Origin of the sequence: Burkholderia sp. 9779_493 (assembly GCF_015712215.1) — a bacterium.
GTDB lineage: Bacteria > Pseudomonadota > Gammaproteobacteria > Burkholderiales > Burkholderiaceae > Burkholderia > Burkholderia cenocepacia.
In genome coordinates this window covers 160,064-185,608 of record NZ_JACCQA010000013.1, presented here as the reverse complement: position 1 = coordinate 185,608, position 25,545 = coordinate 160,064, and the positions used below count along the sequence as shown (strand labels likewise).

Genomic DNA, 25,545 nt, shown 5'->3' with positions numbered 1-25,545 from the left:
GTCAGCGCCCTCCCCAGAACATCGCGCACGGCACGAGCACCGCGAGCCACACACCCGCGCGCCACGCGGCCTGCCGCCAGCCGGGCGCGACGAGCACCCACAGCAGCGCGGCGACGCTCGCGGCGAGCGTCAGCAACACGGCCGCATAGAGCCGGTTCAGGCCGTCGTCGGGGTAATGACGGGCCAGCGTGAGCGCGAGCGCGACCGCACCCGGCAGCACGCCGCCGATCGCGATCGCCGCCCGCGCCCCCCAGCCGGACGCCATCAGAATTGCCCGCGCACGGTCAGCATCACGTTGCGCGGTTCCCCGTAACGGTTGTTCCAGCCCGGCTGGCTCAGGCTCAGGTAGTAGTGGCGGTCGAACAGGTTGTTGACGTTGAGCGCGGCGCTCCAGTGCTTGTCGTAGCGGTAGCCGAGCCGCACGCTCGCGAGTGCGTAGCCGCCCTGGCTCATCGTGACGCCGTTCGCCTGCGCCGAGTAGCTGCTCTGCACCTGCACGCCGCCGCCGATGCTCCAGCGCCGCTCCTGCCACGGCAGGTCGTAGTTGGTCCACAGCCGGAACAGGTGGCGCGGATTCAGCAGCGGCGCGAACGTGCCCGCGTTCGCGAGGTTGTCCGCATAGCGCATCGTGTCGTACGTGTAGCTCGCCCACACGCTCCACCACGGCGTGATGCGGCCGTTCGCCTCGAACTCGAAACCCTGGCTGCGCACGCTGCCGCCGTTCACGTAGTAGCAGCTCGGCCCCGCGCACGGATGCGCGAGGTCGACCTGCGGGTTGTTGTCGAGATCGATGCGGAACGCCGCGAGCGACACGTTGAGCTTGCCGCCCGCCAGTTCGCCCTTCACGCCCGTTTCGTAGGTGCGCCCCTTCACCGGCGTCAGGATGCCGCCGCCCCACATCGACTTGGTCTGCGGCTGGAACACCTCCGCATAGCTCGCGTACCACGACCAGTCGCGCGCGAAATCCCAGATCAGCCCGCCGTATGGCGTGAACTGGTGGCCGGTGTTGTAGTGCGCGCCGAGGCTGTCCTGGTTCCACCAGCTCATCCGGCCGCCGAGCACGAGCGTCAGCGGTTCCGCGAGCTTGATGCGGCCGAGCCCGTAGACGCCCTTCTGCGAAATGTCGTTCTGCTGCGATTGCTGGTACGGCCCGATGCCGGGCTCGGGCACGCTGCTCGGGTTCCAGCGATACACGTTCACCGGCGTGCCGGCCACGTCGCCGAGCAGCGGCGCCGTCATCTGCCCGCTGCTGCTGTTCGCGTAGGTGACGCCGAACAGCAGGTCGTGCGTGAGCCCGAACGCATGCACGGGGCCCTGCACGTTCGCATCGAGGCTGCGGCTGTAGCTGCTGAACTGGTACGCGGCGCCGGTCAGCCGGCCGCCGGCGCCCGTCGCCGGATCGATCGCGCCGAACGAACCCGCGTACTTCAGGTCCGAGCGCACGCTCTGGTATTCGCCGCTGACCTTTGCTTTCCAGCCGGCGCCGAGCTTCTGCTCGACCGACGCGAACGCACGCGTCGTGTCCCAGTTGAAGCGGCCCCACGCGGTGTCGAGGAACGTCGAGCGCGACAGGCCGAGGCTCGACCCGTCGCGCGCCATCGGCACGCCGGACATGTCGGGCACCGACGACGTGGTCTGGTACTGCGCGCCGAACGTGAGCAGCGTGTCGCGCGTCACGTCGACTTCCGTGACGCTGTAGATCGAACGCGTGTCCTGCTTCGCATGGTCGTAGAAGAAGTGGCGATCCTCGTACGCGGCGACGAGCCGGCTGCGCACGGTGCCGGCCGCATTGAGCGGGCCGCCGATGTCGGCTTCCGCGCGATAGCGGTCCCAGCTGCCGACGCTTGCGGTCGCATGCGCGGAAAACTGGTATTGCGGGCGCTTGCGCACGAGGTTGACGGTCGCGGCCGGATTGCCGGAGCCGTGCAGCAGCCCGTTCGCGCCGCGCAGGATTTCCACGCGCTCGTACACCGAGATGTCCTGCGGCGCGCTCGCCATGTCGCCGATCACGACCGGCACGCCGTCGAATTCGAACGAATCGACCTTGAAGCCGCGCACGAAGTACGCGGTGGTGAGCAGCACGTAAGGCTGGACCGTCACGCCGGCCGACTGCTGCATCACCTCGTCGAGCGAGAACAGGTTCTGCTGGTCGATCCGCTCGCGCGTCGTCACGCTGACCGACTGCGGAATCTCGCGCAACGCGAGCGGCATCTTGCCGACCGTCGCCACCGACGGATCGTCGGCCACGCTGCGCGACGCATTCACCGCAATCGCCTTCAACTCGCCCCCGGCAGGCTGCGCGGCGGCCGCCTCTTCCTTGCGGACTTCCGCGCCGCCCGCCGGCGCCGCATCGGCGAACGCCGCCGCCGGATGCGCGGCGATCAGCAGGCCGAGGTACAGCGACGGACGCCAGCGCCCGAAACGGGCGACGCGCGCGCCCTGCATCATCGATCTCTCAGGTTCCCGTACCTCGTACCGCATTCACGCCCCCGTATTTGATAATCATTCTCATTATCAATTAGAACCGGCAGGCGATTTTTCGATCGAGGGGCTTTTCCTATCGATTCCGGGCACGGCGGCCCGTATTGTTCACGTCACTGTTCGGATTCGGCCGGGCGGAATTCCGCGTCCGCGCCGGCGGGCGGCGCCCCGTCGGGCGGACGTCCGGCGCGGGCGAACGTCGCGTACCACGCATCGGTCTCGATCAGTTGCGCGTGCGTGCCGGTCGCCCGCACGCGGCCCGCGTCGAGCACGACGATCGTGTCGGCGGCCGCCGCCAGCGCCGGCTGGTGCGTGACGACGATGCGCGTGCGCTGCCCGCGCAGCGCGACGAGACTGTCGCGCACGCGCCGCGCGCTCAGTTCGTCGAGGCTCGCGGTCGGCTCGTCGAACATCAGCACCGGCGCCCGCGCGAGCAGCGCACGCGCCAGGCACGCCCGCTGGCGCTGCCCGCCCGACAGCACCTGCCCGCCCGGCCCCACGTCGGTGTCGAGACCGTCCGGCAGGCGCTCGGCGTCGCGCAGCAGGCCGACCGCGTCCAGCGCGGCGCGCAGCTCGGCATCGGTCGCGTCCGGTCGCCCCATCCGCACGTTCCACGCGAGGCTGCCGCGAAACAGCCCGTTGTCCTGGAACACGAGGTTGCGCGTCGCGGCGAGCGTCGCCTCGCTCAGGTGCCGCACGTCGGCGCGGCCGAGCAGCACGCGCCCGGCGCACGGATCGTCGAGCCGCGCGAGCAGGCCGAGCAGCGTGCTCTTGCCCGCGCCCGTGGGGCCGACGATCGCGACGAAGCCGCCCGCCGGACAGTGCAGGTCGATCCCGTCGAGCAGCGTCGCGCCGCCGGCCGACCGATAGCCGACGCGCAGCGCGTCGACGCTCGCGTCGTGTACCGGCGTGCCGCGCTCGGGGCTGTCGAAGCGCGGCGCGTGCAGCACCGCGAGCACCGTGTCGAGCGCGCGCCAGCCGCCGCGCAGCGCCTGATCGAGCTGCGTGAGTTGCGCGAGCGGCTCGATGAAGCGCACGAGCAGCACGAGCACCGCGACGGCCGTCGCCGCGTCGAGTCGGCCAGCCGCGACGGCCCACGCGCCGCCGATCAGCATCGCGACGAACACGCCCTGCACCGCGGCCGCGAATCCGAGCTCGATCGGCAGCGAGCGCCGCATCAGCGCCCGCGTGCGGCGATGCTGTTCGTCGCACGCGCGCTGCAACGCCGCGCGTGCTTCGCCGTCCTGGCCCGCGAAGCGCAGCAGCCCCTGATGCGCGGCGAAGGTCTGAAGCTGCACGGCCATCTCGCGATCGCCCGCGGCGCGCGCCTGTTCGAACCCGAGCGTGCGGGCGCCGCCGCGCTGCAGCAGCGCGAACAGCAGCACGGCCGCCGCCGCGAGGCACAGCGCGATGCGCCAGTCGATCCATGCAAGGCCCGCGACCACCGCGAGCGGCGTGACGACCACGCCGATCAACGGCCCGAGCAGGTGCGCGGGAATCCCCATCGCCTGCATCACCGGCCCGCGCAGCAACCCGTCCGGATGACTGTCGCGCACGGTCTGCCACGACGCGATGCGCGGCAGGTGTTGCACGAGGCGTTCGACGAGGCCCACGGCCAGCGCGCCGCCCGCGCGATAGCCGCCGCGTTGCGCGACGTACAGCACGAGCGCATGGCCCAGCGTCAGCGCGCCGAGCACGATCGTCCAGTGCAGCGCGGCCGTATGCGCGCCGGCGAACCATGCGCGGATCAACGGCACGAGCAGCAGCCCGCACGCGCCGTCGAGCAACGCGGCGGCCACCGCCCAGCCCAGCCCGCGCCACAGCGCGCGGCGCGTGTCGCGCGGCAGGCACTGCAAACGTTTGAGCGATTTCGTCATCATGCGGCCTCCCCGCCTGCGGCGCCGCGTTCGCGCCAGAGCCGCGCATACAGCCCACCCGCGGCCAGCAGCGCCGCATGCGTGCCGCGTTCGACGATGCGGCCGCGTTCCATCACGAGAATCTGGTCCGCGTGCCGGATCGCGTCGAGATCGTGGCTGACGATCACACGGGTACGCGTGTCGGCGCGCAGCGCGTTGCGCAACGCGCGCCCGGTTTGCGGATCGAGCGCCGACGCCGGTTCGTCGAGCAGCAGCAACGGCGCACGCGACAGCAGCGCACGCGCGATCGACAGCCGCTGCAGTTCGCCGCCGGACAGGCGCACGTCGCGCCCGCATACGCAGTCGTAACCGCCCGGCAATGCGTCGATGCGTGCGTCGAGACACGCCGCGCGCGCGGCGGCGCGAATCGCGTCGCGATCGGCGTCGGGTCGATAAAGCGCGATGTTCGCGGCAATCGACACGTCGAGCGCGCTCGCCTGCTGGAACACCATCGCGATCTGTTCGCGGCGCGTCTGCGAACTGACCAATCGCAGATCGGCGCCGCCGAGCCGCACCGTGCCGCGATCCGGGTCCATGAAGCGCGCGAGCAGCATCAGCAGCGTGCTCTTGCCCGCGCCGGACGGCCCGACGATCGCGGTGGTCGTGCCGGCCGCGAGCGTCGCGTCGATGTCGCGCAGGATCGGCTCGCCGTCGATGTCGACCTGCACGCCGCGCAGTTCGATCGACGCATCGCGCGGCGCCTGTGCCGCGCCGTCGGCGGGTTCCTGCAGGCCGGGCTGCGCAAGCAACGCATCGAGCCGCGCGGCGGCCGCGCGCGCGTCGCGCAGCGCATCGGCGCCATGACCGAGCGCACGCACCGGCGCCGCGACCGCCCAGATCAGCAGCGCGAACGCGCACAGCGTGCCGACCGGCAACTGTCCGGCCGTCAGCCACGTCGCGCCGAACACGACCCACGCGAGCAGCAACGGCGTGCCGAGCAGCACCTGCGTGCACGCGCCGAGGCCGCCGATGCGGCCGACCCACGCCGAGAACGCCCGCGAGAACTGCCCGCTCGACGCGAGCGCGGCCGCCTCGATGCCGGCGCCCGGATACTGCCGCACCAGCGCCGGGTTCTGCGCGAGCTGCGCGTAGTCGCCCATCAACCGTTCGAGCGCCGCGTTGCGTGCGGCGAAGGCCGGCGCGAAGCGTGCCGAGCGCATCCAGCGGAACAGCGCCGCGCCGGCGACGAGCGGCACGAGCGCGAACGCGAGCAGCGCGGGATTCAGGTAAAGCAGGCACGCGAGCGCCGCGCACGGCACGACCACGAGCTGCGTGAGATCGGCCGGCGCATGCGCGACGAGCTGGTGCAGCGCGCGCACGTCCTGGTCGACGTGGCGCGCGACGCGGTCGCTGCCCGCGCGCGCGAACCAGCCGAGCGGCAAACGCTGCAGATGATCGGCGAGGCGCTTGCGCAGGCGATCGCCGAGATCGGCGTCGACGCGGTGCGTCAGGTGCAGCGCGACCGTCTGGCCGGCCAGCCAGAACGCACCGGCCGCCACGGCCGCGACGAGCCAGCCGCGCGCCGCCGTTTCGAGCTGCGCGCTCGCGCGCCATGCGTCGGCGAGATGCGCGAGCGCGAGCCACGGCACGAGCGACGCGATGCCGGCCAGCGCCTGCAACGCCACCGCCGCGACGAGCGGCACCGCGAACGGTCGCAACATCGAAAGCAACGGCCCCTTCATGCAGCACGCTCCAGCAGCATGCCGAGCGTCGCGGCGCGCGCATCGCCCGGCGGCTGCGCCGGAAAACCGAGTTGCGCGGTCAACTGCTGCCACACGCGCGCCACGTCGATGCTGCGCTGGTTGCACGCGTGCAGCCCTTCGCCGGACACGAGGCGATCGACGGCGCGCACGGCCGCCTGCGGCCAGCTGCGCGCATGAATCTCGCCCCACGTGTCCTGCGCGTCGTCGCAGATCTGGAGGCTCGGCAGGTCGTCGCCGGCCGGCTCGCCGAAGATCGGGAACAGGCCGTCCTCGTCCTGCGCCGGCTCGCGCAGCGCGGGCGCCCACCACAGCGGGCCGTGCGGCGACGCGAGCGTCCACGTGCCGGCGTCGGTCGTCAGCGTGATGCCGAACAGCATGCTCATCCGGCCGTCGTCGGCCGCCGCCATCTCGTTGTGCACGCGCAGCGACACCGGCGTTTCGGCGAGCACCATCGCGCATTCGCGCATCGACGACAACGCCGGCCCGATCGGTTCGACCGACCACGGCCCGACGCCCTGCAACGCGGCCGCGAGCACGTCGAGCGCCGCGTAGCTCGCCTGCACCGAGCACACCACGTCCGCATGCACCGGCGCGCTCGTCTCGCGCAGCCGCCGCGCGACCGCGATGAAGCGCGCGACGACCGGCAGGTTCGGATAGAAGCTGTTGAGCAGGCAACGGCGGCCCTGGCGCGACGCGGTACGCAGCACGCCGGCCCATTCGTCGGGCAGCAGCGGATGCTCGATCACGACGTCGATCCCGCGTTCGAGCAGCCGGCAGGCCAGCGCGGCGCCCTCCGCGCCGCGGGCTGCGCCGCCGACGGCGACGCACGCGATGCGCACGTCGTCCGGCAACGCGTCGACGCGGTCGAACACCGGCGCCCCGACGCGCGCGGCCAATGCGGCCGTGCGCGCGCTGCCCTGGCCGAGGATGCCGGCGACGTGATACGAACCGGACGCCGCGAGGCCCGCCGCATAGAACTGACCGAAACGGGAGCCGGCCACGACGACCGGCAGCGGATGGACCTTCATCGTGCCTCCTTCAGGCGGGTATCGACGAACGCGCCGTTCAGGCAGTCGAAATGACCGCCGGGGATATCGACGGCCGTGATGCCGCCGAGCGCCTGCGCCGTCCAGTAGTCCGTGAGCGCCGCGCGCTGCTGCGGAATCAGCGGATTGCAGCGCTCCGGCACGAACAGCCGCAGCGTGCCCGCATACGGCGCATCGCCGGCCCAGTGGCACGCCTGCACCGAATGCATGAAGAGCCGGTAGAGCCGCTCGCGCTCGTCGAGCAGCGGATGCGCGACCGCGTCCTGCATCGACAGGCCGGCCGCCGCGCGCAACACGCGGCCGCGCAGCACGTCGAGCGGCTCGCAGCGATCGCCGAAGATCTCGAGCTGCGCCTGCAGGCTGCCCGGCGCGAGCCGCGTGGGGTCGGCCTTCAATGCGTCGGCGAGCGCGTCGGCCAGCACGTACGTTTCCGGAAACCCGAGTGCGTCGAGCGGCAGCCCGAGCGTCGCCGCGAAGTTGAACAGCACGAGCCGTTCATCCTCGATCAGGTACGGAATCCGGTAGCTCGACACGATGTCGAGCGTGCGCACCGCGACGCCGAGCTGCACCAGCGACTTCGCCATTTCGAGCGCGACCAGCCCGCCCGAGCAATAGCCGAGCACGTCGACCTCGCGCACGCCGCTGCGCCACAGCGCATCCGCGTAACGCCGGCCCAGCGTCGCGTTCAGGTGACGCGCCGGCAGGTCGAGATAATCCTGCGCGTCGCGCACCGCGAAGCCGAGCACCGGGCCGAGCCGCGCGAGCGCGGGAAGCACCGGACGATACGCATGCACGGTGCCGAGCCCTTCGTGCACGATCACGCGCGGCACGCCGTCGCCGGGCGCGAGCGGAATCGGCCGCACGCCGGTGCGCACGCGCGGCGCCGGCGCATGGACGACCGCCGACGCATGCGCCGTGCGCGACGCGGCGGGCGCGGCCGCCGGCGTCGCGCTCGCCGGCTGTTCGCCCGCGTCGCGCAGGCATTGCGCGAACGCGGCGGGCGTCGGCTGCGCGAGCACCCAGCGCAACAGCCGGTCGAACGGATGCGCGTGCGCGAGCGGTTCCTCGCCGCGCAGCCGCGACACGAGTTGCGCGATCAGCAGCGAATCGCCGCCCGCGGCGAAGAAGTCCTGATCCGGCGAGACGTTGCGCGTATCGAGCACGGTCTCCCACAAGCCGATCAGCCGCGCCAGCAACGGATCGGCTGCGGGTGCGGGCACCGCTCGCACCACGGCCGGCGCCGGCTCGCGGATATCGGCGATGCCGGCCAGCGTACGGCGGTCGATCTTGCCGTTCGCGGTCACCGGCAAACGTTCGAGCACGCGCAGTTGCGACGGCACCATGTAGCCCGGCACACGCTCGGCCACGAACGCCAGCAGCGTATCCGGCGCGATGCGCGCCGCGCCGCGCTTCACGTGGGCGAGCAGGATGTCGTAGCCGAGCGCGGCGAGCGGCGTGTCGGGCGCGACGCACCCGAGCCCGCGATCGCCCGCTTCCGCCTGCAGCCAGTCGAGCCACTGCGCATGCGGCACGAACAACCGCGCCGATGCGGCCCGCGCATCGTCCGGCGTCTCCATCATCAGCCCCTGGCTGATGCTGATTTCCGGATGCTCGGCCGTCAGTTCCTGGATCACCCACCACGCGTCGGGCGCCGACAGTGCGCGCAAGCCGGCAATCAGCGCGACCGTGTCGCGCGCATTGTTCAGCGCGCCGGAGCTGATCGTCATGTCGACCGAATGCGGCGCAATGCCCTGCGCGTCGCACGCCGCATTCATGTCGAAACGTACGAAGCGCATCCACGGATACGCAGCGAAACGCTCGCGCGCGGCCGCGAGGAAGTAGCTCGACACGTCGCTGAACAGGTAATCGATGCGCGTCCCGGCTTCCACCAGCGGCGCGAGCGCCTCGACGATCGCCCGCGTCGCGGCGGCCGTGCCGGCGCCGATTTCGAGGATGCGCCACGCGCGCCGCGGTTCGCGTGCGACGACGGCGTGCACGGCCTGCGCCATCCCGCAATGCAGCGCGCGGGCGTGTTCGCCGTCGCTGTACATCGCTTCGGCGATATGCGAAGCCCCTTCCGGGAACATCAGGCCGGCCGGCGATACGCGGCCGTCGATCTGCGCGTCGAGGCATCCGGCGCTGGCGCGGAAGTAATCGACGAGGACGGCCGGCCACAGCGCGGGCGATGCGTGCTGCGCGAATGCGTCCCAGCATGCATGCGCGTCGGCCAGGCTCGCGTCCGGCCGCATGCGCCAGCCGTCTTCGGCATCCGCCTCCAGCACGCCGTGCGCGACGAGCATCGCGAGCCAGTGGCGCAGCAAATGGCGTCGTGCCGCCGGCACACGCAACCGCTCGCACAATGTCGCGAAACCGGTCGAAGCGTCGGTCGTCAAGCCGCCGGCCGGCACGATCCACGCGGCGAGCGACGCCACGCACGCTGCGTCGAGCTGCGCAACCGAACGCGACACGTCCGCCTGCGCGGGCCAGCGCGCGGCGTCGAACGCCGTGCGCACGTGCGTTGCAATCTCGTGCAGCGCGTCGTCCTGCGCCGGCGGGGGCGCTTCCGCGCCCTGCAGCGACACGAAGCTCGCAAGCCGGCGCTCCGCGCCCTCGCCGAGCACGATCGTGGCCGCCGCGCCGACGAGCGGATGCGCGGTCAGCGCCGCATCGATCTCGGCGAGCTCGATCCGGTAGCCGCGAATCTTCACCTGATCGTCCTGCCGCCCGAGGAATTCGAGCGAGCCGTCGGCGCGCACGCGCCCGAGATCGCCGGTGCGATAAAGCCTGCGCCCGTCCGGATGACGAATGAAACGCTCGTCCGTCCGCACGGGATCGTTCGCGTAGCCCGTCGCAAGCCCGACGCCGCCGATATGGATCTCGCCGCGCACGCCCGGCGGGCACGGCCGGCCGAGTGCGTCGAGCACTTCCATCGTCTGCCCGGTCAGCGCGCGGCCGTACGGAATGCTCGCGAGCTGCGTATCTTCCGGACGGATCGGATGTTCGATCGACCAGATCGACGCTTCGGTCGCGCCGCCGAGGCTGAACAGCGCGCTGTCGGGCCAGCGACGCCACCAGCGGGCCGGCAGCGTCACCGGAATCCAGTCGCCCGACCACAGCACGCGGCGCGGGCCTGGCACGTCGAGCGCCGGTTCGCCTTCGAGGTAGTCGATCAGCATCTGCCCCTGTGCGGGCACCGAATTCCACAGCGTCACGCGATGGCGCGCCATCAGTTCGGCCCAGTGCGACGGATCGTTGCCGCGCGCCGGATCGGGCAGCAAGATGCACGCGCCGCGCGCGGTCGCCCCGAAAAAATCGTAGACGGACAGGTCGAAGCTCAGTTCGGCCAGACCCAGCACCACGTCGCCCGCGCCGACCGCATGCCGCGCGCTGATGTCGGCGAGCGTGTTGCACACCGCCGCGTGGCTCAGCATCACGCCCTTCGGCTCGCCGGTGGAGCCCGACGTATAGATCACGTAAGCCAATGCATCGGGAGCGATGTCGCATGCGGCGCGCGGCGGCCATTGCGGATCGATCGGCACCGCATCGATATCGATGCGCGCGCAACCATCATGGTCGAATGCGAGCGCCTGCACGCTGACGACCGCGCGTACCCGCGCATTGCGCAGAATGGCCTGCTGCCGCAGCGCCGGCTGGCGGCTGTCGACCGGCACGTACGCGGCGCCCGCCTGGACGATCGCGAGCACGGCCGCGAGCTGGTGCGCGCACTTCGGCATCAGTACGGCGACGGTATCGCCCACGCCGACGCCCGCCTGTTCGAGCGCGGTACGCAGCGCCGCCGCCTGTTGCGCGACCTCGCGGTACGTGCGCGGCCCCCGCGCATCGATCACGACCGGCGCATCGGGCGTGCGCAGCGCCTGCGCGGCGAAACCGGCCGCGATATGCGTATCGGCATCCGGATGCACGTCGGCGACGGGCGCCGCGGACGGCAGCACGATGTCACCCTCACGCGACCACCATGCGGCATCGTCGGCCAGACGACCCAGCAGCGCGACATACGCGTCGAACATCGCGGCCGGCATGCCGTCCGGAAACAGGTCGTCGCGCACGTCCCAGCCGATTTCCAGCCCGCCGAACTGGTCGGTCACCTGGCAGTCGAGCCACACCTGCGGCGTCTGGCTGATCATGGTGCGCGGCGGCGCGGCGCGCGCCGCGTGCCCCGCGTGCTCGCCGAGCAGGCGCTCGACACTGCCGATCCCGCTCGTGAACACCACCGGCATCAGCGCCGCATCCTTGCCGCGCCGCCGTGCGAGTTCGCGCATCACGTCGACGCCGGTGAACGCGCGATGGTCGAGATCGTCGAACATCCGCGCGCCGATCGTGCGGGCACGCTCGACGAAATCGCGCCCGTGCGTCGCGTCGACGGCGAGCAGGCTCAGCGCGGTGAAATCGCCGAGCACCGCATCGATGCGCGGATGCACGGGCGGACGGTTCAGCACCGTCAGGTTCAGGCAGAACGCCGGCGTCTGGCTCCAGCGGCCGACGACCTCGGCGAACGCGGCCAGCGCGACGCTCGCCGCGCTCAGCCCGAAACGGCTCGCCTGGCCGCTCAGCGCGGCCCATTGCGCGCGATCGAGCCGCGCATGCCGATGCGTGAAGCGCGGCCGCCCGTCGGTGCGCCTCGCGGGCACGACCGGCAGATCGGGACGCGCGGGCAACTCGTCGAGTCGAGCGAGCCACCATGCCTTGTCGCGCGCATGATCGGCACGCGTGCCGGCCTGCGCTTCATGCAGCACATAGTCGCGAAACGTCGCGTCGAGCGGCGCGGGCTGCCATTGCGGATCGTCGTAACGGCGCCGCCATTCGGCGAGCAGCAATTGCAGGCTCGCGTAGTCGATCAGCGTGAAATCCACGGACAGGTGCAGCACCGCGGCCTCCTGGCCGAGGCTCACTTCCGGCTGCAGCACCGGCCAGCGGTCGAGCGCATGCACCGCATGGTCGAGGCGCTCGCGCACGCGGCTCAGGTGCGCGTCGAAGGCGTTCGCGTCGGCCTCGCGCAGGTCGTGCACGGTGAGCGGCTGCCACGGCACGTCGGGCAGCACGCGTTGCCATGCGTTGTCCTCGACGATCGCGCGCAGCATCGGATGGCGCGCGACGCACGCATTCCACGCGGCTTCGAAGCGCACGCAGTCGAGATCCTGCGGTTCGTCGTATTCGACGTACAGGTGGCATGCGCTGCCGCCGAACTCGAACGATTCGTGGCGACCGAGCACATACGCGGCCTGCACCGGCGTCAGCGCGAACCGTTCGTGCCGGTGCGCCGGATCGTCGCGCCATGCGCCGTTCCGAAGGAAGCGGACGAACGCATCGCGTTCGGCCTTGATGCGCGCGGCGAGATCCGCATCGAGCGCGCCGGCCGGCGCGCGATAGCGCAACTGGCCGCCGTCGTCGCACCACAGTTCGATCCGCCGTTCGCGGCAGAGGTCGAGCACGTCGTCGAAACTCACAGCACGCCCTCCTCGATCGTCGCGACCGCTGCGTCGCCGTCGGCCGGCGCCGCCGGCGTCAGTTCGTCGAGCTGCGCCGCGAGACCGGCGAGTGTCGGCTGCCGGTAGAACGCGGCCATCCCGATCCGCACGCCGAGCCGCTCGCGCAGTTGCGCGAGCAGGCGCGTCGCGAGCAGGCTGTCGCCGCCGAGCGCGAAGAACGTCGCGTCGCGCGCGTTCGCCGCGCGGCCGAGTGCCTGCTCCCAGCAGGCGAGCAATATCGCGTGCTGCTCGCCGGCCGGCACGAATGCGTCGTGCGCGGCCGGCGCGTCGCCGAGTGCGCGCGCGAGCGCCTCCCCGACTGTCCGGCGATCGATCTTGCCGTTCGCGTTGAGCGGCCAGCGCGGCACGCACCACAGCGCATCGGGACGCATCGCGTCGGGCAAGCGGTCGCGCAACCAGTCGGCCAGCGCCGCCTGCGCGATCGGCTCGCCGACCCGGCGCGCGTCGAGGCAGGCGAACGCCGTCGAGCGCCAGCTGCGCGCATCGAGCGCAAAGCCGCACGCGTGGGCGGCCGCCGCGAGCGCGTCGTCGGGGAACGGCCGCGGCGGCGACGTATCGCCCGCGACGCTCGCGACGAGTTCACGCAGCGGCGAATCGCGCAGCACGTCGGCGAGCAGCAGGCGGCCGTCCCGCGCGAGCAGCGCGGCCGCGATCCGGAACGTGTCGCGCGGATCGTCGCGCAGGTGCGCGGCCGCGAAACTGATCACGCAATCGAATGCGCCGAGATGACGTGCGGGCAGCAAGCCGTCCTGCATCGTCTGCAATGCGGGCAGCGTTCGCGTGAAGCGTGCCTGCGCGTTGTGCAGCAGGCCCGGCGACACGTCGAACAGCGTGACGTCGAAGCGCGGATCGTCGAGCACGCCGAGCCCCGCATCGAGCGCCTGGCCCGCGCGCGCATCGAGCACCGCGATGCGCAGCGCACCCGTGTGCGCCGCGGCCTGCGCGTCCAGCGCGGCGGCGAACTCGCGCAGCGCACGAACGCCGTCCGGCAAGCGCGTCGCGAACGCGAGCGGCGCCACGCACGGGTCCAGCGGCACGCGTTGCGCGGCGGTCTCCGGATCGGCGGCGAGCGCGCGCAGCGCGGCCGTCAGAGCGTCGAGATCGGTTGCCTGCCAGGCGAGCCGGTCGAGCGCGTCGTCGATCGGGATCGATGCGGCGTCCTTTGCGCGCCAGTGCGCGAGCAGCGGCGGCGGCAGCCCCGCGTCGCCGTCGAGCAGCCGGGCGGCGACGGCGTGCGCGACGGCCGTTTCCGCCGGCATCGTGTCGACCATGTCGACTGCCGCGAGCAACGATGACGCGGTGTCCGCCGCCGCGCAGTCGGCCGGCACGAATGCCGCGACGATGCGCGCGGCCTCGCCGTGGACGACGCTCGCACATGCGCCGTCGATCAACGGATGCGCGGCGAGCGCCGCCTCGATCTCGCCGAGTTCGATCCGGTGCCCGCGCACCTTCACCTGTCGATCCTCGCGGCCGAGGAATTCGAGCGTCCCGTCCGGCCAGTAGCGGCCGCGGTCGCCGGTGCGATACCAGCGGCCCGACGCGTGCTGCACGAAACGCTGCGCGGTCAGCTCGGGATCGTTCCGGTAGCCGCGCGCGAGACTGTCGCCACCGATCAGCAATTCGCCCGGCACGTAATCGGGCACATCGCGTCCGTCGCCATCGACGACGCGATACGCCTGCCCCGGCAACGGCCGGCCGTACGGAATCGAACGCCAGTGCGGCGGCACGTCGCGCACCGTCTGCACGTTCGACCAGATGCCGGCCTCGGTCGCGCCGCCGAGCGCGTGGAACGCACAGGCGTCGCCGCAGCGCTCGCGCAGGCGCGCCGGCAGGTCGAGCGCGATCCAGTCGCCGGACAGCAGCGCCGCGCGCACGCTGCGGCACGCGTCGCGCGCCGCCGGCACGGCCAGCGCCATTTCCAGCAGCGCGGGCGCCGAGTTCCACAGCGTCACGCGGTGCTGCGCGATCAGTTCGATCCAGCGTGCCGCATCGCGCGCTTCGTCCTGCGTCGGCAGCACGAGCTGCGCACCGGCGCCCAGCGCGCCGAACAGGTCGTACACCGACAGATCGAAATCGAGCGCCGACACCGCCAGCAGCCGGTCGTCCGCGCGCACGCCGAGCAGCGCATCGATCGCATCGATCGTGTTGACGGCCGCCGCGTGCGTCATCTCGACGCCCTTCGGCACGCCCGTCGAACCGGACGTGTAGATCACGTAAGCCGTCGCCCGCGGCGCGACCTCGAGCGGCGCGGCCAGCGGCGCATGCCGCAGCAGCGCGGCGATGCCGACATGCGGCAGCGGCCCGTCCGCGCAGGCGGTGTCGACGATCGCGGCCTTCACGCCCGCCGCGCGCTCGATCAGCGCCTTGCGCGCGACCGGCTGCGCGATGTCGAGCGGCACGTAGCACGCGCCGGCCGCCAGCACGCCGAATACGGCCGCGACCTGCTCGGGCCCGCGCGGCAAGCTGATCTCGACGGCATCGCCGTGCCCGATCCCGGCCGCGCGCAACCCGCCCGCGATCGCGAGCGCCTGCGCGGCCAGTTCGCCGCGCGTCACCGCGCGATCGCCGCATCGCACGGCGACGGCGGCCGGCTCGCGTGCGGCCAGCGCGAAGAAATCGTGATGCAGCGTGCGCGCACGGCCGGGGGCCGGCAACGCGTTGAGCGCATCGCGCACGCGCCGCTGCGCGGACGGCAACTCGACCGCGATCGGCAGCCGCCAGTCGCGATCGCACAGCGCCTGCACGAACGCGACATACGCGCCGAACATCACGTCGATCATCCCGTCCGGGAACAGGCCGTCGACGCTGTCCCACGCAAGCAGCGCGCCGCCCGGCACGCGATAGAGCTGATGATCGAGCCATACCTGCGGCGTCTGCGAAATCATGTCGTGCAGATCGCCGAACACCTGCGCGAACGCAGCGGGCACGAACGGCTCGTCGCCGAGATTGCACGAGAACACGACCGGCGCCGCGCGCGGCGTGCCCTGCCGACGCGCATCGCGCAGCACGTCGAGCGCCGGATACGCGGCCTGCGCGATCGCACCGTGCAGCCGCTGCTGGAACGCGCGCACCGTGTCGGCCGCGCTCGCATCGGCGTGCACGTCGCATTCGACGAGCAACAGCGTCGTGAAATCGGCGATCACGCGGCCCAGATCGGGCGCATCGCCGTGCCGGTCGAACAGCGGCACGTTGAGCAGGAACGCCTGCCGGCCGCTCCAGCGCGCGAGCACCGCCGCGAATGCCGCACCGAACACCGACGACAACGTGACGCCATGCTGCGCGGCCCGCGCCTGCAGGCGCGTCAACTCGTCCGTGCTCAGCGTATGCGCGACGCGGCTGAAACGCGGCGCACGGATCGTTTCCGGCGCACGGGCGAGCGGCAGCGCCGGCCCTTCCGGCAGCGTCGCGAGCCGCGCCTGCCATGCGTCGCGCGCCGCGGCCCGCGCATCGCGCGTATCGGCCGCGCGACGCGCGAGCCAGGCCGGGAACCACGTCGACGGCGCAGCCGGCAGCGCCGACGGCTCGGCATAGGCGACGCCGATCTCCTGCATCAGCAGCCGCACGCTGTCCACGTCGGCCGCGAGCAGGTCGACGCTCAGCCACACGCGATCCTCGCCGCCGGGCATCTGCGCGAGCCCCATCATGAACACTTGCGCGTGCTCGACGTCGAGACATTCGTGCGAGCGGAATGCGCGCAGCGACGCCCATTCGGCTTCCGCTTCGGCCGCCGTCCGGTCGCGCCAGTCCGCGTGCGCGAACACCGGCGCGTCCGGCGCCGCGACGATCTGCTGGCGGCCGCCGTCGAAGCGCGCGCGCAGCATCGGATGACGCTCGCGCACGCGCCGGCACGCGGTGTCCAGCCGAACCGGATCGATCGCGCGGCTGCGGAATTCGAGAAACGCGTGGCAACTCACGTTGCCGAGCACCTCGCCGTCGCCGCGGCCGAGCCAGTACGCCTGCTGCACCGCCGACAACTCGAACGGCGCGTGCACGTCGACGGCTTCGGCAGCGACGACGGCTTCCGCCCGCGCGATACGCGGCGCAGTCGCGAGCAACGCGGTCCACGCGCCGAGCGTCGGCGTACGCGCGAGCGCGTCGAAGGTCAGCGCATGGCCGAGCCGGTTCAAGCGCGTCTGCAGATACATCAACCGGATCGAATCGAGGCCGCAGCTCAGCAGGTCCTCGTCATCGTCGAGCGACGCGATCTCGTCGACGGCTTCGTCGAGCAGCTCGGCGATCAGCGCAACGAGCCGCGCGCGACAGTCAGTGGGAGAACAACAGGAAGGATCGGAATGGTCGGTAGTGGAATCGACAACGGTCTGGCTCATGGGCACGCCTTGTATGGGTCGTTCGACGGCGGGTCCGCGCGGCGGCGGCCACCTGCGAATGAGAATCTATCTCATTAACACCCATGAGCCCGGTCGATTCCTTTAGGCGGCCGGTCAGTTGTTTTAGATCGCCGCGCCCGTCAATTCCTCATGATCCATTGCGTTGGGCGACACGCGAATATCGCTCGGCGAAATGCCGTAGCGCTTGCGGAACGCGATCGAAAAATGCGCGGGGCTGTAGCCGACGCGGTACGCGACGGTCGACACGTTCGCATCCTCCGCGCACAGCATCGCGTGCGCGGTCCGCAGCCGGTATTCCTGCAGATACGCGTACACGCTCGTGCCGAACACCTTGCGGAAGCCGGCCGTCAGCTTGCGCGAATTCATCCCGACGCGGCCCGCGAGCGCATCGAGCGTCGGCGGGTGCTGGAGCTCGCGCGTCAGGATGTCGCTCGCCGCATACACGCGCTCGACATCCGACGACGTGACCCGCACGTCGGCCGGCGCGGACTGCCGCTGCGTGGCCAGCAACTGCGCGCTCAGCGCGGTCAGCTCGAACGCCTTCGCCTTCAGGTAGTACTCGCGCACCGCGCCCTCGAACGGGCAGGTGGCGATCTGCACGGCGAGCGCCTGCAGCGCCTTCGACGCCGGGCAACTGACGATGCGCGGATCGCCGCCCGTCGGCGCGAGCATCTTCTCCGGCAGCAGGCTCAGGTTGCGGTCGAGCGCGTCGAGGCCGAGCTGCACGATCGTGTAGCGCAGCGGCACGTCGCGGTCGTAGATCTGGTGGGTCGTGAATTCGCCGTCGTTGGCGATCACGCACAGGCCCGGCCCCTTGATGCATTGCTCGGGCTGGCCCGGCACGCGGCAGCGCAACTGCCCGCTCTGCACGAGGACGAGCTTCAGCCCTTTTTCGAGCGGCTCCTCGTACCAGTCGCGGCTATCCGAGCACAGCGTGCCGCTCATGAGTTTCATGCCCGTGTCGATGTGCACCACACCCGGATGATTGCCGGGCACGAGCACCGGCGGGTGACGTCGTGACGAAGCGAAGGAGGTCGATCTCATCGGAGGTCCGTTGGTTAGGCGGCACGCGCGGACCGGCGCGCGCCGGCGGCAACCGGCCGATTGTCCGGCCGGACCGGGCGGGTGCCGCGCGACCGGCGCCCGATCGAACGAAATTGCCGCGATATCGAAAGAAACGGCGCTATCGCAGCACCTGTTACAAATGATAATACCTCTCATTTACATTTTCTGACAACTTGCCGGAACCCAAGGTCAGCGCATGCAATCCTCCCCTTCCTCCCTGGCGGCGGCCGTGCCGGCCGACGCGCCCGACTGGCCCGACGACTTCGCGCGCCGCTACCGCGACGCCGGCTACTGGCAGGACACGACGTTCTTCGACGCGCTCGATGCCTGCGCGCAGCGCCATCCCGACGCGCTCGCCGTCGTCGACGGCGCGCTGCGGCTGTGCTATCGCGATCTGCTCGCGCGCATTCGCCGCCTCGCGGGCGGCCTCGCGCGCCTCGGCCTGGTACGCGGCGACGCGGTCGTCGTCCAGTTGCCGAACGGCGCGCGCTTCATCGAGACGTGCTTCGCGCTGTTCCAGCTCGGCGTGCGGCCGGTGCTCGCGCTGCCCGCGCACCGTCACTACGAGATCGGCGCGTTCTGCCGCTTCGCCGGCGCGCGTGCTTATCTCGGCGCGTCGCAGCTCGGCGATTTCGACTGCCGGCCGCTCGCGGCCGCCTTGCAGGCCGAGTGCCCGACGCTCGAGCACATCGTGATGGCCGGCGACGACCACGCATTCACGTCGTTCGACGCGCTGTACGACGCGGCGCCCATGCTCGACTGCGCGGCGCGCGCCGACGATATCGCGTGCTTCCAGTTGTCAGGCGGCACGACCGGCACGCCGAAGCTGATTCCGCGCCGCCATCGCGAATACCTGCACAACGTGCGCGCGTGCAGCGCCGCGAGCGGGTTCGATGCCGACACCGTCTATCTGGCCGCGCTGCCGATGGCGCACAACTTCACGCTGTGCTGCCCCGGCACGATCGGCGCATTGCTCGCGGGCGGCCGGGTGGTGACGACCGCGCGGCCCGAGCCCGACCAGAGCTTCGCGCTGATTGCGCAGGAACGTGTCACGCATACCGCGCTCGTGCCGCCGCTCGCGCTGCTGTGGCTCGACGAGCAGCCGCAACGGCAGGCCGACCTGTCGAGCCTGCGCGTGCTGCAGGTCGGCGGCGCGCGGCTGATGGACCACGCGGCCGAACGCGTGACGCCCGTGCTCGGCTGCCGGTTGCAGCAGGTGTTCGGCATGGCCGAAGGGCTGATCTGCTGCACGCGGCTCGACGACGCACCGGAACGGATCGCGCACACGCAGGGCCGCCCGGTCTCGGACGGCGACGAAGTGCGCATCGTCGACGCAACCGGCGCACCGGTCGCGCCCGGCGAGATCGGCGAACTGCAGGTACGCGGCCCGTACACGATCCGCGGCTACTACCGGCTCGCGGCGCACGACGCGACGGCATTCACGGCCGATGGCTTCTATCGCAGCGGCGACCGCGTGCGGCGCACTGCGGACGGCGACCTGGTCGTCGAAGGTCGCGACAAGGACCAGATCAACCGCGGCGGCGAGAAAGTCTCGGCCGAGGAAGTGGAAAACCTGCTGCTCGCGCATCCGCAGGTGCACGACGCGGCGGTCGTCGCGATGCCCGATCCGATGCTCGGCGAACGGACCTGCGCGTTCGTCGTCGCGCGCGCGCCTGCCCCGTCCCGACTCGTGCTGAAACGCTACCTGCGCGACTGCGGGCTCGCGGCGTTCAAGATCCCCGACCGCATCGAATTCATGCCGCGCTTTCCCGAAACCGGCATCGGCAAGACCAGCAAGAAATCGCTGCGCGACCTGTTGCGCCGCCAGTTGCAGGCGGCCGCATGAGCGCGCACCCGACCGATTCGAACTGGATTCGCGAGTTGCGGCTGTCGCCGTGCCCGCGTGCGCAGCTCGTCTGCTTCCCGCACGCGGGCGGCACCGCGAATTTCTTTCGCGGCTGGAGCCGTGCGCTGCCGTGGGACGTCGATCTGCTCGCGCTGCAGTATCCGGGCCGCGAGGAACGCTTCGGCGAGCCGTGCCTGCCCTCGATCGAAGCGCTCGCCGGCCCCGCCGCCGACGCGCTGCAACGCTATGCGCACGCGCCGCTCGTGCTGTTCGGGCACAGCCTCGGCGCGGCGCTCGCGTACGAGGTCGCGGTACGGCTCGAGGCGCGCGGCGCCGCGCCGCTTTACGTGGCGGTGTCCGCACTGCCGCCGCCGCATCGCCAGCGCGCATCGGATCTGCACCTGCAATCCGACGACGCGCTCGTCGGCGACGTCTCCCGGCTGTCCGGCGAGCACGCCGCGCTGCTCGCCGATCCGGAAATGCGCGCGATCTACCTGCCGATGATCCGCCACGACTACCGCGCGATCGAAACGTATCGGCGCGAGCGGCCGCCGCGCATCGATGCGCCGCTCGGCGTGATGCTGCCGCTCGCCGATACCGAGCTCGACAGCGATGAGGCGCATGCGTGGCAGGACGTCGCGGCGCGCCCGATCCGCGTCGAGACGTTCAACGGCGACCACTTCTACCTGCGGCACCAATACCCGGCGGTGATCGCACATCTGGTCGAACGGATCGACCAATCCCTTCGTTACGGAAAGGAGTACACATGAAAACACCGGACGCCTGCACGGGGCTTCCCGACATTCGCGAAGCCATCGATCGTCTGGACGCCGACATCATCGACGCGCTCGGCCGGCGCATGCAGTACGTGAAAGCCGCGTCGCGCTTCAAGCCGGACGAAGCGAGCATCGCCGCGCCGGAACGGGTGGCCGCGATGCTGCCCGACCGGCGCCGCTGGGCCGAGCAGGCCGGCCTCGACGCCGACTACGTCGAGACGCTGTTCGCCCAGCTCATCGCCTGGTACATCGCGCAGCAAACGCAATACTGGCGACAACAGCGGGGGCTCGCATGAACGCCGGCCTTCCGCTGCTGCACGACACGTTCGCGCGTGCGGCCCGCCGCGCCGCCGCCACCGGCACGCCGACGCTCGCGTCGGTCTCGGTGCCGCTGCGCCCGCTCGACTTCTTCGACCTGATCGCCGCGTGGGACGACGGCGCGACGCCATGGTGCTTCCACGAAGCCGGCGATGCGTCCGTCACGCTCTACGGCTGGGACTGCGCGGCCGAACTGAGCGCCACCGGCGACACGCGCTTCGCGCAGATCGATGCGCGTTGGCGCGCCCTCGTGCGCGACGCGGTCACGGCCGGCCCGCAGCCGCCGCGGCTGGTCGGCGGCTTCCGGTTCGATGCGCAAGGCCCGCGCAGCGCGCACTGGGCATCGTTTCCCGATGCGAGCATGACGTTGGCGAAACTGCTGATCGTGCGCGAAGGCGATGCGCACTGGGCCGTCTGCCAGCAGGTCGTCGCCGCTCACGACGATCCGGCCGCGCTCGCGCATGCGTGCCTCGCGCGGATCGAGTCGCTCGGCACGCTTGCGCCGGCCGCGGAAGACGACGCGCCGCAACTGCTGCACACGCAGGCGCTGCAGGCCAGCGAATGGCAGCACGAAGTCCGCCGTGCGGTGGATGCGATCCACGACGGCGCGTTCGGCAAGGTCGTGCTCGCCCGCGACGTGCTCGAACAGTACGCACGGCCCGTCGCGATCGCGCCGCTGCTGCGCCGGTTGCGACGGCGCGACGCGCATGCGCACCTGTTCGCGGTCCGTCGCGACGGGGCGTGCTTCGTCGGCGCGACGCCGGAACGGCTCGCGCGTGTCGCGGCCGGCGACGTGCGCACGCATGCGCTGGCCGGTACGATCCGGCGCGGCGCCACGCCCGACGACGATCGCGCACTCGGCGCCGCGCTCATGGCGTCCGCGAAGGAACGGCTCGAGCATGCGCTCGTCGTCGACGCCATCCGTGCCGCGCTCGCGCCGCTGTCGCGTGAGCTCGACGTGCCCGATCAACCGTCGCTGCACCGCTTGCCGAAGCTTCAGCACCTGAGCACGCCGATTCGCGCGACGCTGAATGCGGAGGCGACGCTGTTGCAGGTCGTCGCGGCGCTGCACCCGACGCCGGCGGTCGCCGGCCATCCGCGCGCGCCGGCGCTCGACCATATCCGTGCGCACGAAGGCTTCGATCGCGGCTGGTATGCGGCGCCGATCGGCTGGATCGACGCGCACGGCAACGGCGATTTCATCGTCGCGCTGCGTTCGGCGCTGATCGCGGGCGGCGCGTGCCGGCTGTTCGCGGGCTGCGGCATCGTCGCCGATTCCGAGCCGGTCAACGAATATCAGGAAACCGAACTTAAGCTGTCCGGCATGCGGGCGGCGATCCGCGTGCGCGAGGCGGCGGCGGAGCGTCCGGGCCGCACGCAGGCGTCGGCTTCGTCGATGGTCGACTGATCGCGTCGACGATCAAAGCAACGGCAGCGTTTGCCGGATATGCTCGGCGAATGCTGCCGTCAGATGCGACGGCCGCTTCCGGTCGAACCTCAGCGTAATGCCCACCGCCGGCAACGGCGGCAAGCGCGGATCGCCGTGGACGATCGCGAGGTCGGCCGGCACGGCCGTCTGCGTCATCACCGCGAACGCCTGCCCCGAGCGCACCAGCGCGATCAGCCCGGCGAGACTGCTGCTCGCATACGCGACGCGGTAGTCGCGGCCGGCGCGATTCAACGCGTCGCAGGCCGCGAGGTGATCGAGCGTGTCGCGATCGGACAGCGCGAGCGGCAACGGATCGAAATGCGCGGGTTCGAGCCCCGGATAACCGATCCAGACCAGCGGCTCGCGGCGAATGACGTCGTCGGTCGCGCCGTCGTCCGGCACGGAAATCATCGCCAGATCGACCGCGCGCTTCTCCAGGTGTTCGACGAGCCGCGGCGTCGGCCCGCAGACGACTTCGACGATCGCCTGCGGATGCTGGCTCGAAAACTGCCGCAGCAGCGACGGCAGCCACACTTCGGCGTAATCGTCGGGGCACCCGAACCGGATCGTCCCCGACAGCCCCGTGCCGCACAGGTCGGCCATCGCCTCGTCGTGCAGCCGCAGGATGCGCTGCGCGTGCACGAGCAGCCGCTCACCCGGATGCGTCAGCACGACGCCACGGCCGGTGCGCTGGAACAACGGCTGGTCGACCGCTTCCTCGAGCCGCTTCATCTGCTGGCTGAGCGCGGATTGCGTGCGGCCGACGCGCGCGGCCGCGCGGCTCAGCGCGCGCACCTCGGCGATCACGACGAACGAGCGCAGCAGGTCGATGTCGAGCGAAAGCGCCAAGGTATTAGCTCCTTTTCTACCTTGCATTAGGACTATTCGTTTCCATCAAACCAGACCCGCGCCTAGACTGCAAGCGATCCCTGCCCTTTTGCCGGAGCCGCCCGATGTCCCTGAACGACGATGCAACCTTCTGGCGCAACGCCAGGCAGCACCTGGTCCGCTACGGCGGCACGTTCGAACCGGTGATCATCGAGCGCGCGAAAGGCAGCTTCGTCTACGACGCCGACGGCCGCGCGATCCTCGATTTCACGTCGGGCCAGATGAGCGCGGTGCTCGGCCACAGCCATCCGGAGATCGTCTCCGTCATCGGCGAATACGCGGGCAAGCTCGACCACCTGTTCAGCGGGATGCTGTCGCGGCCGGTCGTCGATCTCGCGACGCGCCTCGCCGACCTCACGCCCGCCGGGCTCGACCGCGCGCTGCTGCTCAGCACCGGCGCGGAATCGAACGAGGCGGCGATCCGGATGGCGAAGCTCGTCACCGGCAAGTACGAGATCGTCGGCTTCGCGCAGTCGTGGCACGGGATGACGGGCGCCGCCGCGTCGGCCACGTACAGCGCCGGCCGCAAGGGCGTCGGCCCCGCGTCGGTCGGCTCGTTCGCGATTCCGGCGCCGTTCGCGTACCGGCCGCGCTTCGAGCGCAACGGTGCGTACGATCCGCTCGCCGAACTCGACTACGCGTTCGACCTGATCGACCGCCAGTCGAGCGGCAACCTCGCCGCGTTCATCGCGGAGCCGATCCTCAGTTCGGGCGGAATCATCGAATTGCCGGAAGGCTATATGGCCGCGCTCAAGCGCAAGTGCGAGGAACGCGGGATGCTGCTGATCCTCGACGAGGCGCAGACGGGCGTCGGCCGCACCGGCACGATGTTCGCGTGCCAGCGCGACGGCGTGACGCCCGACATCCTGACGCTGTCGAAGACGCTCGGCGCCGGGCTGCCGCTCGCGGCGATGGTCACGTCCGCGGCCATCGAGGAGCGCGCGCACGCGCTCGGTTACCTGTTCTACACGACGCACGTGTCCGACCCGCTGCCGGCGGCGGTCGGCCTGCGCGTGCTCGACGTCGTACAGCGCGACGGTCTCGTCGCGCGCGCCAACACGATGGGCGAGCGGCTGCGGCGCGGCCTGCTCGACCTGATGGAGCGCTTCGACTGCATCGGCGACGTACGCGGGCGCGGGCTGCTGCTCGGCGTCGAGATCGTCAAGGATCGCCGCACCAGGGAGCCGGCGGATGGGCTCGGCGCGAAGATCACGCGCGAGTGCATGAACCTTGGGCTCAGCATGAACATCGTGCAGTTGCCCGGCATGGGCGGCGTGTTCCGAATCGCGCCGCCGCTGACCGTCAGCGACGAAGAGATCGACCTCGGCCTGTCGCTGCTGGAGCAGGCGATCACGCGCGCGCTGTAACGCTCCCCCCCCCCCCAACTCACGCGCGCCGTCGCGCCGGCTCAACCGGCCGGTGCGACGGACTCCCGATCGATCACGCCGCTTGCGCCGCCCATGCTTCGGCGTCGGCGCCGGCCGGCAGCCGCAGCGGGCTCGACGGATCGGTCGCCGCGCGCCACACGGCTTCGGCAACATCCTGCGCATGGGTGATCGGCCCCGATGCATCGAGCATCCGCGCGACGGCCTGGCCGACGAATTCCGCATACGCTTCGTGGTCGAAGCCGTGCATGTTGGCCCGCGCGTTGTCCGCGAAACGCGTGTCGGGCGCGCGGCCCGGCAGCACCAGATGCGCGCGCACGCCGAACGGCTCGAGTTCGACCGCCATCGATTCGGTGAACGCATTCACCGCCGCCTTGCTCGCGCGGTACGCGCTGACGAGCGGCAATGCCTTCAGCGTGACGCTCGACGTGACGTTCACGACCACGCCGGCGCCGCGCGCGCGAAACTGCGGCAGCACCGCCTGCGTCACCGCGATCGTGCCGATCGTGTTGGTGTCGAACAGCGCGCGCACCGTGTCGAGCGGCGTGAGCTCGGCCGGGGCGGCCGCGCCGAAGCCCGCGTTGTTGACGAGCACGTCGATCGGGCCAGCGGCCTCGATCGCGGTGCGAATGCTGTCCGCGTTCGTCACGTCGAGCGGCAGCACGCGCAAGCGCTCCGACGGCGGCAGCACGTCGTCGCCCGGCTTGCGCATCGTCGCGACGACCCGCCAGTCGCGGGCGAGGAAATGGCGCGCGATTTCGAGGCCGAAGCCGGAAGAACAGCCGGTAATCAGTACGGTCTTCATGCGAACTCCTGGGGTGTGTTGAGCATGTGTC

15 protein-coding genes are annotated in these 25,545 nt (G+C 71.3%); 5 read left to right on the top strand and 10 right to left on the bottom strand.

Going from position 1 to position 25,545, the window contains the following annotated elements; all coding sequences use genetic code 11:
- Position 1: 1 nt before the first annotated feature.
- The 8 genes from H0X95_RS15975 to H0X95_RS15940 form a co-directional block, all read right to left on the bottom strand.
- Positions 2-265, bottom strand: a complete 264-nt coding sequence (locus tag H0X95_RS15975; RefSeq protein WP_006486734.1) for a hypothetical protein — start codon at positions 263-265, stop codon at positions 2-4.
- Positions 265-2,448 carry a TonB-dependent siderophore receptor gene (locus tag H0X95_RS15970; RefSeq protein WP_059721905.1) on the bottom strand — a complete coding sequence of 728 codons (2,184 nt, stop codon included), beginning with the start codon at positions 2,446-2,448 and terminating at the stop codon, positions 265-267. Before H0X95_RS15970 ends, H0X95_RS15975 begins: the two co-directional genes overlap by 1 nt.
- Before the next feature lie 146 nt (positions 2,449-2,594).
- Positions 2,595-4,358 (bottom strand): ABC transporter ATP-binding protein, encoded by a 1,764-nt coding sequence (locus H0X95_RS15965; protein ID WP_059722061.1) that lies wholly within the window; start codon positions 4,356-4,358, stop codon positions 2,595-2,597.
- Complete coding sequence (locus tag H0X95_RS15960; RefSeq protein WP_196446111.1) at positions 4,358-6,079, bottom strand: ABC transporter ATP-binding protein; 1,722 nt, start codon at positions 6,077-6,079, stop codon at positions 4,358-4,360. Before H0X95_RS15960 ends, H0X95_RS15965 begins: the two co-directional genes overlap by 1 nt.
- Positions 6,076-7,128, bottom strand: a complete 1,053-nt coding sequence (locus H0X95_RS15955) for a Gfo/Idh/MocA family oxidoreductase (protein WP_059721902.1) — start codon at positions 7,126-7,128, stop codon at positions 6,076-6,078. Before H0X95_RS15955 ends, H0X95_RS15960 begins: the two co-directional genes overlap by 4 nt.
- Positions 7,125-12,611 (bottom strand): non-ribosomal peptide synthetase, encoded by a 5,487-nt coding sequence (locus H0X95_RS15950; RefSeq protein WP_059721900.1) that lies wholly within the window; start codon positions 12,609-12,611, stop codon positions 7,125-7,127. Before H0X95_RS15950 ends, H0X95_RS15955 begins: the two co-directional genes overlap by 4 nt.
- The gene (locus H0X95_RS15945; RefSeq protein ID WP_196446110.1) at positions 12,608-16,981 is read right to left on the bottom strand and encodes a non-ribosomal peptide synthetase; all 4,374 of its coding nucleotides are present in this window, start codon (positions 16,979-16,981) and stop codon (positions 12,608-12,610) included. Before H0X95_RS15945 ends, H0X95_RS15950 begins: the two co-directional genes overlap by 4 nt.
- Before the next feature lie 123 nt (positions 16,982-17,104).
- Positions 17,105-18,046: a helix-turn-helix transcriptional regulator gene (locus tag H0X95_RS15940; protein ID WP_046338026.1), complete on the bottom strand. Its 942-nt coding sequence runs from the start codon at positions 18,044-18,046 to the stop codon at positions 17,105-17,107.
- Positions 18,047-18,263: 217 nt separating this feature from the next.
- Here H0X95_RS15940 and H0X95_RS15935 point away from each other — a divergent pair, with 217 nt between their 5' ends.
- Genes H0X95_RS15935 through H0X95_RS15920 form a run of 4 tightly spaced genes read left to right on the top strand, consistent with a single transcriptional unit; the run spans position 18,264 to position 22,415 of the window.
- Positions 18,264-19,913, top strand: a complete 1,650-nt coding sequence (locus H0X95_RS15935; protein ID WP_059721897.1) for a (2,3-dihydroxybenzoyl)adenylate synthase — start codon at positions 18,264-18,266, stop codon at positions 19,911-19,913.
- On the top strand, positions 19,910-20,683 hold the full coding sequence (locus H0X95_RS15930) for a thioesterase II family protein (protein ID WP_059721894.1): 774 nt from the start codon (positions 19,910-19,912) through the stop codon (positions 20,681-20,683). The genes H0X95_RS15935 and H0X95_RS15930 overlap by 4 nt, the downstream gene beginning before the upstream one ends.
- Positions 20,680-20,985, top strand: coding sequence for an isochorismate lyase (locus tag H0X95_RS15925; RefSeq protein WP_006484772.1), 306 nt, complete (start codon positions 20,680-20,682; stop codon positions 20,983-20,985). Before H0X95_RS15930 ends, H0X95_RS15925 begins: the two co-directional genes overlap by 4 nt.
- Positions 20,982-22,415 carry an isochorismate synthase gene (locus tag H0X95_RS15920; protein ID WP_006498805.1) on the top strand — a complete coding sequence of 478 codons (1,434 nt, stop codon included), beginning with the start codon at positions 20,982-20,984 and terminating at the stop codon, positions 22,413-22,415. Before H0X95_RS15925 ends, H0X95_RS15920 begins: the two co-directional genes overlap by 4 nt.
- Positions 22,416-22,427: 12 nt before the next feature.
- On the opposite strand, the gene H0X95_RS15915 is transcribed toward H0X95_RS15920, so the two are convergent.
- The gene (locus tag H0X95_RS15915) at positions 22,428-23,312 is read right to left on the bottom strand and encodes a LysR family transcriptional regulator (protein WP_012493511.1); all 885 of its coding nucleotides are present in this window, start codon (positions 23,310-23,312) and stop codon (positions 22,428-22,430) included.
- Between the two features lie 77 nt (positions 23,313-23,389).
- On the opposite strand from H0X95_RS15915, the gene H0X95_RS15910 reads away from it, so the two are divergent.
- Complete coding sequence (locus H0X95_RS15910) at positions 23,390-24,691, top strand: aspartate aminotransferase family protein (protein ID WP_048985056.1); 1,302 nt, start codon at positions 23,390-23,392, stop codon at positions 24,689-24,691.
- Positions 24,692-24,764: 73 nt separating this feature from the next.
- Here the strand turns inward: H0X95_RS15910 and H0X95_RS15905 are convergent, their stop codons facing one another.
- The gene (locus H0X95_RS15905) at positions 24,765-25,514 is read right to left on the bottom strand and encodes an SDR family oxidoreductase (protein ID WP_006498803.1); all 750 of its coding nucleotides are present in this window, start codon (positions 25,512-25,514) and stop codon (positions 24,765-24,767) included.
- Positions 25,515-25,545 lie beyond the last annotated feature (31 nt).